The organism is Pedobacter ghigonis (assembly GCF_903166585.1).
GTDB lineage: Bacteria > Bacteroidota > Bacteroidia > Sphingobacteriales > Sphingobacteriaceae > Pedobacter > Pedobacter ghigonis.
On the sequence record NZ_CAESCM010000002.1, the window covers coordinates 290,992 to 306,169 of the forward strand.

Here is a 15,178-nt window from a genome sequence, read left to right on the forward strand (position 1 = left end):
GTTTAATTAGCCATGTTGATTTAGACCTGTAAATATATTTTAACTGAAAAGCCATTCCCACACAGGCGGGAATGGCGATCTTCTTTAGTTTATTTCAAGCTACCTACCATATCTTCCGGACGAACCCACTCATCAAACTGTTCGTTGGTTAACAGGCCTAGTTCTACAGCTGCTGCTTTTAAAGTTTTATTTTCTTTATGCGCTTTCTTCGCAATTTTTGCTGCGTTTTCGTAACCCACGTGTGGGTTTAATGCGGTAACCAGCATTAACGAATTTTGCAAATGTTTTTCAATTTCCGGCAAGTTAGCGGTAATTCCTTCTGCACATTTATCGGTGAAAGAAACGCAGGCATCGCCAATTAAACGTGCCGATTGCAATACGTTAGCCGCAATTAATGGTTTAAACACATTCAGCTCGAAATGACCTGACATGCCCCCTACTGAAACGGCTACATCGTTACCAATTACCTGGGCACATACCATCGTTAAGGCCTCAGGCTGGGTTGGATTAACTTTACCCGGCATGATAGATGATCCTGGTTCGTTATCCGGAATAACAATTTCGCCAATACCGCAACGTGGGCCAGAGCTCAACATACGTACATCATTAGCTACTTTCATTAAAGCAACGGCAGTACGTTTTAAAGCGCCAGAAAGTTCAACCATGGCATCGTGTGCAGCTAAAGCTTCAAATTTATTTGGCGCAGTAACGAAAGGTAAACCCGTTAAATCAGCAATTTTTTTAGCCACTAAAACATCATATCCTTTCGGGGTATTTAAACCGGTACCTACTGCAGTACCACCCAAAGCCAGCTCAGCAACCATAACCAAAGCATTTTTAATGGCCCTGATACTGTTATCAATCTGCTGTACATAACCAGAAAATTCTTGCCCTAAGGTAAGCGGCGTAGCGTCCATAAAGTGGGTACGTCCGGTTTTGGTAATTCCGGCAAACTCCTCCACCTTTTTAGCCAAAGCGTTTCTTAAATGGGTTAAGCCCGGGATAGTATTTTCTACGGTTAATTTATAGGCTGCAATGTGCATTGCAGTTGGGTAGGTATCATTTGATGACTGCGATTTATTTACATCATCATTCGGGTGAAGTACTTTTTTATCATCAGCCAGCGCACCACCGTTAATAACGTGTGCACGGTTTGCAATCACTTCGTTTCCGTTCATGTTACTTTGCGTACCAGAACCGGTTTGCCAGATCACCAATGGAAACTGATCATCCAATTGGCCGGCAATAATTTCATCGCAGGCTTTTGCAATTAATTCAGCTTTATCGGCCGAAAGCACACCAAGTTCGGTATTGGCAAGCGCTGCTGCTTTTTTCAGGTATCCAAAAGCATGGATAATTTCTTTTGGCATCGAACCTTCTGGGCCGATTTTAAAGTTATTGCGTGAGCGTTCGGTTTGTGCACCCCAGTATTTGTCGGCAGGCACCTGCACCTCGCCCATGGTATCGTGTTCTATTCTGAAACTCATTATATTTTAATTTTTGTTGTGGCAAATTTAGGTTTTTTGACTTTTAAAGCGTTGTATTTATGTAAGATATTTAGTGTATTGCGCAATATGTGGAGAAAATGTAGCCTGTGTTTCTGCTTTCGGCGGTAAAGGCGGACTAATGCCCGAATTTTTATCCTTACCGGCGGCTTCTACCAATGAAATCATATTCATACCTTTACGGCAAATATGCAGGGATTAGTTATTAAATCTACAGGAAGTTGGTATAACGTGCTGGCCGATAATGGCGAGCGTTACGATTGCCGCATTGTAGGCAAGTTCAGGATTAAGGGTATTAAAACCACCAACCCGATTGCGGTTGGCGACCGGGTGAAGTTTGAGCTGGAAAGGGATAGCAATCAGGGCCTGATTAATGAAATGCTGCCCCGCAAAAACTACATCATCCGCAAATCGATAAACCTGAGCAAGCAGGCGCAGATTTTGGCCGCTAATTTAGATATGGCCATTCTGGTGGTTACTTTAGCTTCGCCGCGTACCTCTTTGGGCTTTATTGATCGTTTTTTGGTTACTGCCGAAGCCTATGATGTACCAGCAGTTTTGGTATTCAATAAACTCGATCTGTTTAGTAAAGAGGGACTGGAGATTCTTCAGGAATTTAAAGATATTTATCAAAATATAGGTTATGCCTGTTACGAGGTATCAGCTTTAAAGGGAATTAATATCCCGGTTATTCAGGAGTTGATTACCGATAAAATTACCTTGATTTCAGGTCATTCGGGCGTAGGTAAATCGAGTTTGATTAATGCTTTGTTGCCCGATCGCGATTTAAGAACAGGTGAAGTGTCAGACTGGAGCGATAAAGGGCAGCATACCACAACATTTGCCGAAATGTTCGAATTGCCGCAGGGTGGTTTCATCGTAGATACGCCCGGGATTCGTGAGTTAGGTGTAATTGATATTGAAAAAGAAGAGCTTGGTCATTTTTTCAGGGAGATTTTCGAAACGTCGCATAATTGCCGTTTTAACAACTGCCGCCATGTTAACGAACCAGGATGCGCAGTTATTGAAGCCGTTAATGAAGGCGAAATTGCCATCTCAAGATATGAAAGTTACCTGAGTATTTATCACGGAAACGATACGAGGCACTAGTCGTATAAAGCTTAAAGCAGTTAAAGGCCTTTTGCCTACTTGAAAAGAGCCTGATGTACTTTGTGCCTTAGTGGTTAAAATAAATAGAAACGATATTAAATAAATGGAGAGATCTCTTTTGAGATTTGGGAAATATGAAATTTAAACTGGGAGATTTTGTGCGTTTTGTGGATGAGAAACGTGAGGGTTATGTTACCCGGGTTATCGATGCCCAAACTTTAGGGGTAACTGACGAAGATGGTTTCGAAATTCCGGTTGCAGTAAGCAACTTAACATCTGTACATGGCCATGGCGTTGTGGCAGAGGAAATAGATGTACCCAAACCTATTCAGGTGAATGTGCCAGGCCTTACTGAAATAGAGAATGGTATTTATGTTGCCGTAGCCACTGATGATAAGGCAGGTAATGTGGTGCATTTTCATCTGCAGAACCAATCGCCAAATACTCTATTGGTGAGCCTGAACACTGAAAGGAAGGAGAAATATGCCAGCGCTTATCATGGTGTTATTGCCTCTTACAGTTCCACCCTCGTATACTCGGCTGCTTTGGCTGATTTAGATCTTTGGCCTGAGTTTACTTTTCAGGTTTTGGTGGTGAGTACGGCCGATGCCAAACCTATCGATCCATTGGTGATCCGCAAGAAATTCAGGGCAAAAGATTTTAGCACTGAACAAAAAGCGTTGCCTAACCTTAAAAATAAAGGCTGGCTGATTCGCCTGGATGACCTGGTGCCGGTAACAATCGATGCGCAAAAATTAAAGGAAAGCTTTTTTAAATCTGCCGACGAAAAGAAGATGGTTGATGCACCTGCAAAGGAGATCGATTTGCACATCGAGAAATTGCGCGATGATCATCACTTTTTAGAAGCCAGCGAAATTTTGCAGATTCAGCTCACGCACTTTCAAAATGCGCTTGATGCAGCAATTGTGCACCATTTCGATAAGATGATTTTTATCCACGGTTCAGGCAATGGTACTTTACGTGATAAAATTCATAAACTGATTAGCAAAAATCCACACATTAAAACCTATATGGATGCCCGGAAGGAAAAGTTTGGATATGGTGCTACGGAGGTAGTTTTTAAGTAATTCTGTACTGTCATGCTGAATTTTTTTAAGAATGATTGAATTTTGAATGATTGAATGTCTGAAGCGTAATGCTGATTCATTCATTCAAAATTCACTCATTTTAGCATTCAAAAAGGAATGTTAGTACCCAAATTCCAAAACCACCACAATCGCATTATTGCTCAATGCTTCCAGCTCAACCTTTGGTAAATCCCAAAGCGCAAGGCCATCGCGGGCATGGAGTAATCGGCCCTCAATTTCAAAGGCACCATCTATAACAAAGCAGTAAAATTTGCTGTTGCTATGCTGCAGGGTGTAAACAGCCTCCTCGCGACCGGCAAAAATCCCGGCACTTAATTTAAATGGCAGTTTTGGGTTGGAAATGAGTTCGATTAACTGGTTCTGGTCTTTTTCAAAGTCGAACTGATAAAGCATTTCACTCGGGCGCAGTAAAAAGAAATCCGTTTTTATCCCCAGCTGCAGATAGTTAATGGTATCGTTAGGGTAGGGGTTACTAATTTCCAAAACTTCACCTTTACCCAGGTTTAACACTTGTACTTTACCAGTATCAATCGAAAATTCTTTGTTTCCCTGCACCACATCAATGCCGCCGGTAATGGGAAAGAAAATTTGAAAAGAATCTTCTTTGGAGAGGAAAAAGGAAACTTTCCCCCCTGCTAACGATTCGTCATTACAGAGAAAAAGGTTTTCAAGTGGCTCCCTGTGCTCGCTGTAATATTTTTCGAAATTAAAGGTGCTATACCTTCGGATTGTTGAATTTTCCGTCAGCCCACGCTGATCGGCCAGGTAAATTTTTCCGGGGCTAAGTTCCATGCTTAATCGATATTTTTTATAGAGTGGATGCTAACAAATGGCTGGATGGTAAAAATATTGGTGAAAACCTCTTCTTCAGTGGTTTCTTTATATTGCGATACCAGCAACTGATCGCCGATCGTATCATGCCAGATCAATGGCTTTGAAAAGAAGTTGATGGCAATTTTATGCTTATCCAGATGGTTGATATCGGAATTGATGATTTCGAATTTAAAATGCTCAAAAGTTAAAAACCGTCTGCCCAGATTATCTAAAACATCAGGAATTATCCCGTTTAACTGTCGCAGGTAGCCTGTAATAGCCGCACTAACCAAAAAATGGAGCTTTTCGGCATCAGGTACATGTAATAGTATTTCTGCAAATGAAGTAAACTGTTGTTCCTGGTTATAAAATTGCGATTGCATTTTGAACTCAGCAAAACTGTCTTCATGCACAAACTTACTCCATGGATTATTATCCATAGCATCGATTATTTTTCGATAGCATAAAACGATCACTTTTTTTGGCATGGCATAAAATTAAAAAAGACGTTAAGAAAACCCAACGTCTTTAATGAAAATAAAACAAATAATAAGGATGATATTATGCTTTAACGTTCAATTTAAATGTAAGATCGAACCCTGAGGTTAATGTTCCTGTTACTGTGGCAATTTCTACACCTGTTTTGTCGTCGCTAAAAACATTGTCGGCATTGTTGTACGTATAACCTGTCATTCCCTTGCTATAACCATTTACCAAAGCCAGCGAAGTACCGCTGCCTTCGGGAAAAGCAATTTGTGTTACATTTAACGATGTTCCTGCTGCATTATACACATGAACATGAATATGTGTTGCCCGGCCACTGTACCAGCCCGGAAAAATAGTAGTAAAAGTTACCAGCCCATTGGCATCGGTAGTTTGGCGGCCACGTAAAAAGTGTACCGATTGATAATTGGTACTTTGCATCCCTGTGCCGCCATATTCAGAATAATTGCCTTCTGCATCGCAATGCCAGATATCAACCAGGGCACCAGCCAGCGCCGCACAACTGTTATTCAGGTTGCCAATGGTTATCTTAACCGTCATTTTGTAACCAGTACGCCCATCGGTAATATCGCTACGCACGTACGATGCAGGTACTTTAGTAGGGAAAGGCCCCTCAGTTTCGGTTGGGGCTACAGTACAGGTTCCGTTGCTGCTGGCAGTTGTACCTGCTGTTCCCGAGCCTGATGTACTGGCGCCATCTGTTATGCTGCTTTTTTTGCAGGCTTCGATAATTACCGGAGTAGAAACTGCTCCAATCATTAAGCTTCTGATGAAATTTTTTCTTTCCATAGGGTTGACTGTTTTGCTTTGTTGATATAAAGGTAAAACCTTGAAGCTAAGTAACAGCGATGTGACGATGTATGCCGATTTTGTATCGTTTAATCACAAAAAAAAAGAGCTTGTGTTATACCTTAATAGTGTGTAATGACCGGAAGGCCAAAAGACACCGAAATTTGAGGTACGCTTTTTGCGATAATCGAATTTCTTTTTATAAAAGATTAAAACTAGCTTTGCCGCTATTAATGAAACACCTGGTTACCATATCTCTTGTATTTTTTAGCTTAACGCATTTGGCCAAAGCCGAGCGCGTTGAAGGGCTTAGAATATTAAACGAATATTGTAATGAGTATAAAATCAGTTCAAATGCTACTGATAAAAGCACTGTTCAGTTCAACGAACAGCGCAACCCTTATTTATTATCGTACACCCGACTTGCTTTAATTGGAACCCAACCCCAATTAAAAGTCGCAAAATATGTAAGCGTAAATCAGGTAGTCACCGATTTAACCATCCGTAAAAAACCGAAGAACAACAGTCCCTAGTACACTTCGTTAAAAGATCTTTTTAAGATTTTGAGCCCCCATTTATATCAATAACTGCCAAACTGACTTAATACTGACAGTGGCTTAGTTGTTGTAACACACCATTTTTTAATAAATAAATACAATTTAAAATATAATGTTAGGATTTTTAGCGAAGATTTTCGGAAGTAAATCAGAAAGAGATATAAAGCTTATTCAACCACTGGTTGTTAAAATAAACGAACACTACAGTAAACTTTCGGCGCTTAGCCATGATGAGTTACGTGGTAAAACCATCGAATTTAAAAGCAGGATTGCAGATTTTTTAACTGAAATTGATGGAAAAATTTCGGCCCTTAAAACTGAGGCAGAAAACGAGGAGTTAGATCTTCACGAAAAAACGGCTATTTACGATCAGGTTGATGCTTTAGGTAAAGACCGTGATGCGGAATTGGAAAAGGTATTGTTAGAAATCCTTCCAGAGGCTTTCGCAGTAGTTAAAGAAACTTCGCGCCGTTTAAGCGAAAACGATTATTTAGAGGTTACTGCAACTCAGTTTGACAGAGACTACGCTGCAAGAAAAAACAATGTTAAAATTGTTGGCGATAAAGCACAATGGGCCAATAAATGGGATGCCGCCGGAAACGAGGTAGCCTGGAACATGGTACACTACGATGTACAGTTAATTGGTGGTATTGTATTGCACAGCGGTAAAATTGCCGAGATGGCTACAGGTGAGGGTAAAACCCTGGTAAGTACTTTACCGGCTTACCTAAACGCACTTGCCGGACAAGGTGTACACATCGTAACGGTGAATGATTACCTGGCACGCAGGGATAGTGAGTGGAATGGCCCGTTATTCGAATTCCACGGTTTAAGCGTTGATTGTATTGATAAACACGAGCCAAACTCTGAAGAGAGAAGAAAGGCTTATGCAGCAGATATTACTTACGGAACCAACAATGAGTTTGGTTTTGATTACCTGCGTGACAATATGTCGCAAACGCCAGATCAGTTGGTGCAGCGCAAATTGCACTTTGCAATGGTGGATGAGGTCGATTCAGTTTTAATCGATGATGCCCGTACCCCATTAATCATTTCGGGCCCGATCCCGCATGGCGATCAGCATGAGTTTTACGAACTTAAACCACGCATTGAGCGTTTGGTTAATGCACAAAAAGCTTATGTTACCCAGGCTTTAAACGAAGCGAAAAAATTAATCAATGCTGGTAATACCGGTACCGAAGAAGGCGAAGGCGGTTTGGCTTTATTACGTGCTTACCGTGGTTTACCAAAAAATAAGGCTTTAATTAAGTTTTTAAGCGAGAGCGGTGTTCGTGGTTTGTTGTTAAAAACAGAAAACTACTACATGGCCGATCAGTCTAAGAACATGCCGAAGGTAGATTCGGAATTGTTCTTCTATATTGATGAGAAAAACAACCAGGTAGAATTAACCGAAAAAGGTATTGAGTTAATTACCCAATCGGGCGAAGACCCTCATTTCTTTGTACTTCCTGATGTAGGCACTGAAGTGGCTGAGTTAGAAAAATCTGACCTTCCTTTAGAAGAAAAGGTAGTTACCAAAGATGCCCTGATGCGCGATTATTCTGTTAAAGCAGAGCGTATCCACTCGGTAAACCAGTTGTTAAAAGCCTATACCTTATTCGAAATTGACGTAGAGTATATCATCGATGAGGGTAAAATTAAAATCGTTGATGAGCAAACCGGCCGTATTATGGATGGTCGCCGCTACTCTGATGGTTTGCACCAGGCGATTGAAGCTAAAGAAAATGTAAAAGTTGAAGATGCGACCCAAACTTACGCAACTGTAACCTTGCAAAACTATTTCCGTATGTACCACAAGCTTTGCGGTATGACGGGTACTGCAACAACTGAAGCAGGTGAGTTCTGGTCGATCTATAAACTGGATGTGGTTGAAATCCCGACCAACAGAAATATTTCGAGACAAGATCAACAAGATTACGTTTACCGTACAGTGCGCGAAAAATACAATGCTGTTGCCGACGAAATTGTAAAACTAACTGAAGCAGGCCGTCCGGTATTGGTGGGTACAACTTCGGTTGAGATTTCTGAGTTGCTAAGCCGTATGCTTAAACTTCGTGGTATAAAGCACAACGTATTAAACGCGAAAATGCACCAGAAAGAGGCTGATATCGTTGCCGAAGCTGGTCAGGCCGGAACCGTTACTATTGCAACCAACATGGCTGGTCGTGGTACCGATATTAAATTGGGCCCAGGTGTTAAAGATGCGGGTGGTTTAGCGATTGTAGGTACTGAGCGTCACGAGTCGCGTCGTGTAGACAGGCAGTTACGTGGTCGTGCCGGTCGTCAGGGTGATCCGGGTTCGTCTCAATTCTTCGTTTCATTAGAAGATAACTTAATGCGTTTATTCGGTTCAGAAAGAATTTCGAGCATTATGGTGCGTATGGGTATCGAAGATGGCGAGGTGATCCAGCATTCTATGATTACCAAATCTATCGAGCGTGCGCAAAAGAAAGTAGAAGAAAACAATTTTGGTATCCGTAAACGTTTATTGGAGTACGATGATGTGATGAACTCGCAGCGTACCGTAATTTACGCTAAACGTAAAAATGCTTTGTTTGGCGAGCGTTTAGATGTAGATATGAACAATATGGTGTTCGATGTTGCTGAAGATATTGTAACCGAATACAAAACAGAAGCAAACTACGAAGGCTTTAAGCTTGAAGTAATTAAAAACTTCTCATTGGATACAGCAATTACCGACAAAGAATTTTCATCAACCGCTATTCCACAGTTAACTGAGCGTTTGTTTGAAGAAGCTGAAGCGTTTTATGCACGTAAATCAGAAGCCATCATTCAGCAGTCGTTACCGGTATTAACACAGGTTTACGAAGAACGCGGTCAGCACATTGAGCAGATTGTAGTTCCGTTTACTGATGGTATCCGTGGTATTCAGGTAGCTGTTGATCTTAAAAAAGCAATCGATAATAAAGGAAAAGAAGTGGTTCGCTCATTTGAGAAAACCATTGTACTCGCTTTAATTGATGATAGCTGGAAAGAGCATTTACGCGAAATGGACGATTTGAAACAATCAGTTCAGAATGCAGTTTACGAACAAAAAGATCCATTGGTAATTTATAAAATGGAAGCTTTCAACTTGTTTAAAGATATGCTTAACGCAGTAAATAAAGAGGTGGTAAGTTTCTTATATAAAGGTGGTATTCCGGTTCAGCAAGAGCCAGATCAGGTTAGGGAAGCACCAGCTCCGGTAAAACAGCCTAAGTTGCAAACCACTAAACAGGAGTTTGGCAGAGAAGAGCCTGGTATTGAGTTTGGCGATACCCGCGAGGCCGTTCCACAACAACCAATTCGTAAAGAAGCAGCCATTGGCCGTAACGAGCCATGCCCATGCGGAAGTGGTAAAAAATACAAAAACTGCCACGGCGCTAATTTGTAATTAGCACATTATAATACATCAAGCCCCGACATTTTTTGTCGGGGCTTTTTTTATAACTAAATTTTTAAGTTTCAGGATTAGTTATATCTTTATCAAACAAACAGAGTCATTGGTAAACTGGTAGGCAGTTTATCTGTATGGCCATTAAAATGGAGCTGTAACCAAAAAAAAAACGGGGCGTAACCGAAAAGCCATAAGAGTAGGAGCACATACACAAATACACACAAATGAAAAGAATCTTTAACATTGCCGCTGTTTCAGCGACACTGCTGCTATCTGGCTGCGCCACTGTTTTTACAGGGACAAAACAAACCGTTCAAATTAATTCTTCACCACCTGCTGCCGATATTGAGGTAGATGGTGTTAAGGTGGGAGTAACCCCAATGGCAGTTCCCTTAAAAAAAGGTTTTACAGGTCAAACCTTAACGCTGAAACTTGATGGCTATGAAAGCAAAACATTCCAGCCGCAAACAGCTTTTAATGCTGTATCTGTGGTAAATTTCCTGTTTATTCCTGGTTTTATTATAGATGCAGCGACAGGCTCGATGATGAAATACGATCCAAAGGTTTATGAACATAAATTTGAACCTAAAAAATAAATTAATTTGATTCCATTAATGGAAATAATTCGAAAAGCCAGATTTTGAAAAGGATCTGGCTTTTTTATGTGAGCATGTTTTATATTGATAGCAGGCTTTATTTTTAGTATTTTTGAGATATGGAAACATTAACCATAAAAATTCCAGAAGATAAAAGCACAATTGTACGGCAGGTACTTAAAGAACTTGGTGTTACAATTCTCGATACCAATTCTAAAAATAAAACCTTGGTTCTAACTGCAGAATTACAACAAGAAATTATTTCATCTCAGCAACAAGTCAGTAACGATCTGTTAGTAACCCAATCAGACTTAGATGATGAAATCGATAAGTGGTTAGCGCAATAATTCAGAACCGAGGGCTCGCTATTGCAAATACCAACAAATTAACAATTTGCACAACCCATAAAGAATGCCGATTTTTGTAACAAATCTGGCATTCCTGTTTTTAAAACAATTTTCGTCTGCCTGATGTAATACCATCATGAAAATATTTTATACGTTAATCTTCAGTTTACTACTATTTAAAACATCTTTTGCACAAAAGGGAGAGGTTATCGTAATAAAAGATCCCTTAATTGATAGTTTAATTGCGAAACGGCTTGAAGTGTATAAAACTTCGGGCGAGGTAAAAACAGGCAAACCCATTGTTTCTGCCTACGGCTACCGGGTGCAGATTTTTTACGGATCAGACCGGCGGGAAGTTTTTAATGAGCAGGCACGGTTTAAAGGACTTTACCCTAAATTAAATACCTACCTCATTTATAAAGAACCCAACTATTATGTTCGTGTAGGCGATTTCAGGACCCGCCTTGAGGCACAACGCTTAATCAACGAACTCAGACCAAATTTCCCTACGCTGTTTATTTTCAGGGAAAAAATCAATGCCCCAAATTTAGATACCAATACTACTGATGATCAAAAATAAAGTACAGGAACTGGCCGCAAACATTTTTAACGATGTTGTAGGCTATCGTCAACATATACACGCTAACCCCGAACTATCTTTTAAAGAATTTGAAACCTCTTTATATGTTAAGGATAAATTAAAAAAATGGGGAATCGAATATACCGATTGCGCCAATACCGGTGTAGTAGGTTTAATTAAAGGCAACCTGCCATCTGATCAGGTAATTGCTTTACGTGCAGATATGGATGCTTTACCGATCCACGAAGCCAACGATAAGCCTTATGCCTCGAAAAATCCTGGTGTAATGCATGCCTGTGGGCACGATGTGCACACCTCTTCGCTTTTAGGAACGGCTTACATTTTAAGCCAGCTGAAAGATGAGTTTGGCGGAACCATTAAGCTAATTTTTCAACCGGCAGAAGAGTTGTTGCCAGGTGGTGCAAGCATCATGATCAAAGAAGGCGTACTCGAAAATCCAAAACCACACCATATCGTTGGTCAGCATGTTATGCCGCTAATTGATGCAGGTAAAGTGGGTTTTCGTTCGGGTATTTACATGGCCTCAACCGATGAACTTTATGTTACCGTTACCGGAAAAGGTGGTCATGGCGCACAGCCACACCAAAATATCGATCCAGTGGTAATTGCTTCGCACATTATCATTGCCTTGCAGCAAATTGTTAGCCGCAATGCCGATCCGCGTATTCCTTCGGTTCTTTCCTTCGGTAAGGTAACCGCAAGTGGTGCTACTAATATTATTCCAAATGAAGTAAAAATTGAGGGTACATTCAGAACGCTGGATGAAGATTGGAGAGCAGAAGCGCATAAACGCATGAAAAAAATGGCCGAAGGAATTGCCGAAAGCATGGGCGGAAGCTGCGATTTCGATATTCATAAAGGCTATCCTTTTTTAATCAACGAAGAAAAGCTAACGGCTAATGCCAGGGCTTTTGCCGAAGATTTCTTAGGCAAAGAAAACGTAGTAGATTTGGATATCTGGATGGCTGCCGAAGATTTTTCTTTCTACTCGCAGGTAACAGATGCCTGTTTTTATCGTTTAGGAACAGGGAATGCTGCGAAAGATACACAGTATTCAGTGCATACACCCCGATTCGATATCGATGAAGATGCACTAAAAATCTCGACGGGCTTAATGGCCTACATTGCTTTAAAGCAACTAGGAAATTAATGATGTAAAATGTAATTATGGGAGATGGATGAGGTGGTTTTTTTACTGCATCCATTTTCCAGCTCATATTCTTCATCACCCGTCTTCCATCATACATTATCCATTTTCCATGAAAAAGATATTTTTGTTTTTACTGTTAACGTTAGCTTTTTATACCGGTTTTGCCCAGGAAATCCAACGGTTTAATCCAGATACCATTAAAACCATTACGCTCGATTCAACTGTAAACATTAAGGCCGAAAAGCTGAATATCGAAACTTTCATCAATAAGGTAATAAACGATACTTCATTTTATCAGTCGTTCAGGGATATGAAACGCTACAGTTTCATTGCCGAGAACCGCATTTACAGTTACGATAAAAAGAACAAGGTTGATGGTAAGATTTACCGCAAAATAAAGCACAATAACAGCGGACCTTATAAAATGGAATACCTGGTAAAGCAGGATACCGGGAAAATTTATAAGAAGAACGGGAAGTACCAATTGTATACCGTTGAAATGTTCGATTACATTTTTATGAACGCCTACAATACCGATTTTGTACCTAATGCCCCGGCATCAGTTGGAAAAAGTGGTACAAATGAAAGTTATAAAGATAAACTCAAAACACTGATTTTTAATCCCGGCCGGCCGGTTAAAGTACCTTTTATCGGCAGCAAAACCGAAATTTTTACTGCCAATATGCGCCAGTATTACGATTATGGTTTTACCAGCGGTACCTATTTAGATTCTATTCCAGTTTACCGTTTTAAGGTTTCAGTTAAGCCCGGTTTAAGCAGCTGGACCAAAGATGGAATGATGATTAAAGAACTGGTTACTATTTTCGATAAACGTAATTTCAATATTCTGGGTCGTTACGTAGATATGAAATACAGCAATATGCTTTTCGATTTCGATGTACAGATGAATATTGAAATGGGGTATTTCGGCGATGATAAATTACCAACTAAAATTACCTATCAGGGCAACTGGGATTATCCTTTCAAAAAGGAAGAACGCGCCAGTTTTTTAATTGTCCATAAAGACTACAAACTCGAAAAGGGTAAATAAGGATGAATGATCGCCTGAAAGATTTATTATCTTTAAGCGAATAATTTAAATCTCTATCCATGCAATTACTCTCGCGTGCCAAACTGGTACTGTTTTTATTTTTATTTGCTGTTAGCCAGCTCAATGCTCAGGTTTTAACCTCGAAACAGATCGACAGCATTTCTGAAAAAACGTTAAGTGCCTTTAATGTTCCGGGTTTAGCTGTTGCGGTAGTTAAAGATGGGCAGGTAATCCATGCAAAAGGTTATGGTGTGCGCTCATTAAAAAATAATCAAAAGGTAGACGAAAATACGCTGTTTGGCATTGCTTCAAATTCGAAGGCCTTTACAACTGCAGCGTTGGCTATATTAATTGATGAAAAGAAACTCTCATGGGATACCAAAGTAACCGATATTATTCCCGAGTTTAAAATGTACGATCCCTATGTAACCTCCGAATTTAATATTCGCGATTTACTTTCACACCGCAGTGGTTTGGGTTTAGGGGCTGGCGATTTAATGATCTGGCCCGATTCGTCAACCGTAAGCAAGAAACAGATTATCCATAATTTACGGTATCTAAAGGCTGTTTCTGGTTTCCGCAGCAAGTGGGATTATGATAATCTGCTGTACATCGTGGCTGGAGAAGTAATTGAGCGGGTTTCGGGCAAAACTTACGAAGACTTTGTAGAAAGCCGGATTATGCAGCCATTGGGAATGAACAGAAGTGCTACCTCCTTTAACCGCTTAAAAGATAAATCGAACAGCATTGATGCCCATGCGCCGGTAAACGGAAAAATTACCGCTATTCCAAAAGATTTTTCGGAAAACAGCAATGCCGCCGGAGGGATTAATACGAGTGTAAGCGATTTGAGCAAATGGGTAATTACCCAGCTAAATGGTGGTAAGTATGGCGAAAAGCTCGATAAAACCTTGTTTAGTAAGCAAGCCCAAAACCAAATGTGGACCATGCATAGTGTTATCACCGCTGGTAAAGGTGCTTACAATAGGCATTTCTTTGGTTATGGCCTGGGTTGGTTTCTGAGTGATGAAAAAGGCTATCTTGTTGCCGAACATACCGGAGGCTTAGCCGGAATGGTGAGCGAGGTAACTTTAATCCCCGATCTTAAATTGGGAATCATCGTTTTAACCAATCAGCAATCGGGTGGGGCATTTTATGCCATTACGCAAGCGATTAAGGATGGATATTTCGGTATTACCGGGAAAGACCGTATTAAAGAACATGTGTCGAATGAGCAGGACGAAAAGGATGAAGCTAAAAAGGTAACCGATAAAATATGGGCTGATATTGCTGCCGCCCAAAAAAATGTAGTAAGCAAGGCTGATGAAAAAAAATATCTGGGTGTATATAACGATGTCTGGTTTGGCGATGTAACCATTAGCAACCTGAATGGCAAAATGCATTTTCAGGCCAAAAATTCGCCCAAATTAAAAGGCGATATGGTGTTTTATAAAGGCAATACCTTTATTGTGAAATGGTACGACAGGAGTTTGGATGCAGATGCCTTTGTAAACTTTAGCCTCGATAATGAAGGCAATCCACTTAGTATTAAAATGGAACCCATTTCGCCATTAACCGATTTTAGCTTTGATTTTCAAGACCTCGACTTAAAAAAGAAACCATAATTT

15 protein-coding genes are annotated in these 15,178 nt (G+C 40.4%); 10 read left to right on the plus strand and 5 right to left on the minus strand.

Annotated features, from left to right (window positions below):
• Positions 1–89: 89 nt before the first annotated feature.
• Positions 90–1,487, minus strand: coding sequence for a class II fumarate hydratase (fumC, locus tag HWV58_RS04565; protein WP_175632948.1), 1,398 nt, complete (start codon positions 1,485–1,487; stop codon positions 90–92).
• 57 nt (positions 1,488–1,544) lie between these two features.
• The gene (locus HWV58_RS24470; protein ID WP_262890319.1) at positions 1,545–1,679 is read right to left on the minus strand and encodes a hypothetical protein; all 135 of its coding nucleotides are present in this window, start codon (positions 1,677–1,679) and stop codon (positions 1,545–1,547) included.
• A 15-nt stretch (positions 1,680–1,694) separates the two neighbouring features.
• Here HWV58_RS24470 and rsgA point away from each other — a divergent pair, with 15 nt between their 5' ends.
• Together rsgA and HWV58_RS04575 are read left to right on the plus strand one after the other, a co-directional pair.
• The gene (gene rsgA, locus HWV58_RS04570; RefSeq protein WP_175632949.1) at positions 1,695–2,615 is read left to right on the plus strand and encodes a ribosome small subunit-dependent GTPase A; all 921 of its coding nucleotides are present in this window, start codon (positions 1,695–1,697) and stop codon (positions 2,613–2,615) included.
• A 134-nt stretch (positions 2,616–2,749) separates the two neighbouring features.
• Positions 2,750–3,703, plus strand: coding sequence for a Smr/MutS family protein (locus HWV58_RS04575; RefSeq protein ID WP_175632950.1), 954 nt, complete (start codon positions 2,750–2,752; stop codon positions 3,701–3,703).
• Between the two features lie 120 nt (positions 3,704–3,823).
• Here the strand turns inward: HWV58_RS04575 and HWV58_RS04580 are convergent, their stop codons facing one another.
• From HWV58_RS04580 to HWV58_RS04590, 3 genes are all read right to left on the minus strand, one after another.
• The gene (locus HWV58_RS04580; protein WP_175632951.1) at positions 3,824–4,516 is read right to left on the minus strand and encodes a pirin family protein; all 693 of its coding nucleotides are present in this window, start codon (positions 4,514–4,516) and stop codon (positions 3,824–3,826) included.
• Positions 4,517–4,518: 2 nt separating this feature from the next.
• A complete protein-coding gene (locus HWV58_RS04585; RefSeq protein ID WP_175632952.1) occupies positions 4,519–4,977 on the minus strand; it encodes a hypothetical protein in 459 nt (152 codons plus the stop codon).
• Positions 4,978–5,098: 121 nt separating this feature from the next.
• Positions 5,099–5,830, minus strand: coding sequence for a dioxygenase family protein (locus HWV58_RS04590; RefSeq protein ID WP_175632953.1), 732 nt, complete (start codon positions 5,828–5,830; stop codon positions 5,099–5,101).
• 233 nt (positions 5,831–6,063) lie between these two features.
• Here HWV58_RS04590 and HWV58_RS04595 point away from each other — a divergent pair, with 233 nt between their 5' ends.
• The 8 genes from HWV58_RS04595 to HWV58_RS04630 all read left to right on the plus strand — a co-directional run bounded on the left by HWV58_RS04595 (position 6,064) and on the right by HWV58_RS04630 (position 15,175).
• Positions 6,064–6,363 carry a hypothetical protein gene (locus tag HWV58_RS04595; protein ID WP_175632954.1) on the plus strand — a complete coding sequence of 100 codons (300 nt, stop codon included), beginning with the start codon at positions 6,064–6,066 and terminating at the stop codon, positions 6,361–6,363.
• 136 nt (positions 6,364–6,499) lie between these two features.
• Positions 6,500–9,802, plus strand: a complete 3,303-nt coding sequence (gene secA, locus HWV58_RS04600) for a preprotein translocase subunit SecA (RefSeq protein WP_175632955.1) — start codon at positions 6,500–6,502, stop codon at positions 9,800–9,802.
• A gap of 227 nt (positions 9,803–10,029) precedes the next feature.
• A complete protein-coding gene (locus HWV58_RS04605; RefSeq protein WP_175632956.1) occupies positions 10,030–10,401 on the plus strand; it encodes a PEGA domain-containing protein in 372 nt (123 codons plus the stop codon).
• 119 nt (positions 10,402–10,520) lie between these two features.
• Entirely contained in the window at positions 10,521–10,748 is a 228-nt protein-coding gene (locus HWV58_RS04610; RefSeq protein WP_175632957.1) for a hypothetical protein, read from the plus strand.
• 136 nt (positions 10,749–10,884) lie between these two features.
• Positions 10,885–11,328 (plus strand): SPOR domain-containing protein, encoded by a 444-nt coding sequence (locus tag HWV58_RS04615; RefSeq protein WP_175632958.1) that lies wholly within the window; start codon positions 10,885–10,887, stop codon positions 11,326–11,328.
• Positions 11,315–12,499 (plus strand): M20 metallopeptidase family protein, encoded by a 1,185-nt coding sequence (locus tag HWV58_RS04620; protein WP_175632959.1) that lies wholly within the window; start codon positions 11,315–11,317, stop codon positions 12,497–12,499. The genes HWV58_RS04615 and HWV58_RS04620 overlap by 14 nt, the downstream gene beginning before the upstream one ends.
• 109 nt (positions 12,500–12,608) lie before the next feature.
• The gene (locus HWV58_RS04625; RefSeq protein WP_175632960.1) at positions 12,609–13,550 is read left to right on the plus strand and encodes a hypothetical protein; all 942 of its coding nucleotides are present in this window, start codon (positions 12,609–12,611) and stop codon (positions 13,548–13,550) included.
• Between the two features lie 59 nt (positions 13,551–13,609).
• On the plus strand, positions 13,610–15,175 hold the full coding sequence (locus tag HWV58_RS04630) for a serine hydrolase (protein WP_175632961.1): 1,566 nt from the start codon (positions 13,610–13,612) through the stop codon (positions 15,173–15,175).
• Positions 15,176–15,178 lie beyond the last annotated feature (3 nt).

Coding starts and splice junctions, on each gene's coding strand:
- HWV58_RS04620 (WP_175632959.1), top strand. CDS start 11,315: ATGATCAAAAATAAAGTACAGGAACTGGCCGCAAACATTTTTAACGAT.
- HWV58_RS04580 (WP_175632951.1), bottom strand. CDS start 4,516: ATGGAACTTAGCCCCGGAAAAATTTACCTGGCCGATCAGCGTGGGCTG.
- HWV58_RS04590 (WP_175632953.1), bottom strand. CDS start 5,830: ATGGAAAGAAAAAATTTCATCAGAAGCTTAATGATTGGAGCAGTTTCT.
- HWV58_RS04575 (WP_175632950.1), top strand. CDS start 2,750: ATGAAATTTAAACTGGGAGATTTTGTGCGTTTTGTGGATGAGAAACGT.
- fumC (WP_175632948.1), bottom strand. CDS start 1,487: ATGAGTTTCAGAATAGAACACGATACCATGGGCGAGGTGCAGGTGCCT.
- HWV58_RS24470 (WP_262890319.1), bottom strand. CDS start 1,679: ATGAATATGATTTCATTGGTAGAAGCCGCCGGTAAGGATAAAAATTCG.
- HWV58_RS04595 (WP_175632954.1), top strand. CDS start 6,064: ATGAAACACCTGGTTACCATATCTCTTGTATTTTTTAGCTTAACGCAT.
- HWV58_RS04615 (WP_175632958.1), top strand. CDS start 10,885: ATGAAAATATTTTATACGTTAATCTTCAGTTTACTACTATTTAAAACA.
- HWV58_RS04610 (WP_175632957.1), top strand. CDS start 10,521: ATGGAAACATTAACCATAAAAATTCCAGAAGATAAAAGCACAATTGTA.
- HWV58_RS04630 (WP_175632961.1), top strand. CDS start 13,610: ATGCAATTACTCTCGCGTGCCAAACTGGTACTGTTTTTATTTTTATTT.
- secA (WP_175632955.1), top strand. CDS start 6,500: ATGTTAGGATTTTTAGCGAAGATTTTCGGAAGTAAATCAGAAAGAGAT.
- HWV58_RS04625 (WP_175632960.1), top strand. CDS start 12,609: ATGAAAAAGATATTTTTGTTTTTACTGTTAACGTTAGCTTTTTATACC.
- rsgA (WP_175632949.1), top strand. CDS start 1,695: ATGCAGGGATTAGTTATTAAATCTACAGGAAGTTGGTATAACGTGCTG.
- HWV58_RS04585 (WP_175632952.1), bottom strand. CDS start 4,977: ATGGATAATAATCCATGGAGTAAGTTTGTGCATGAAGACAGTTTTGCT.
- HWV58_RS04605 (WP_175632956.1), top strand. CDS start 10,030: ATGAAAAGAATCTTTAACATTGCCGCTGTTTCAGCGACACTGCTGCTA.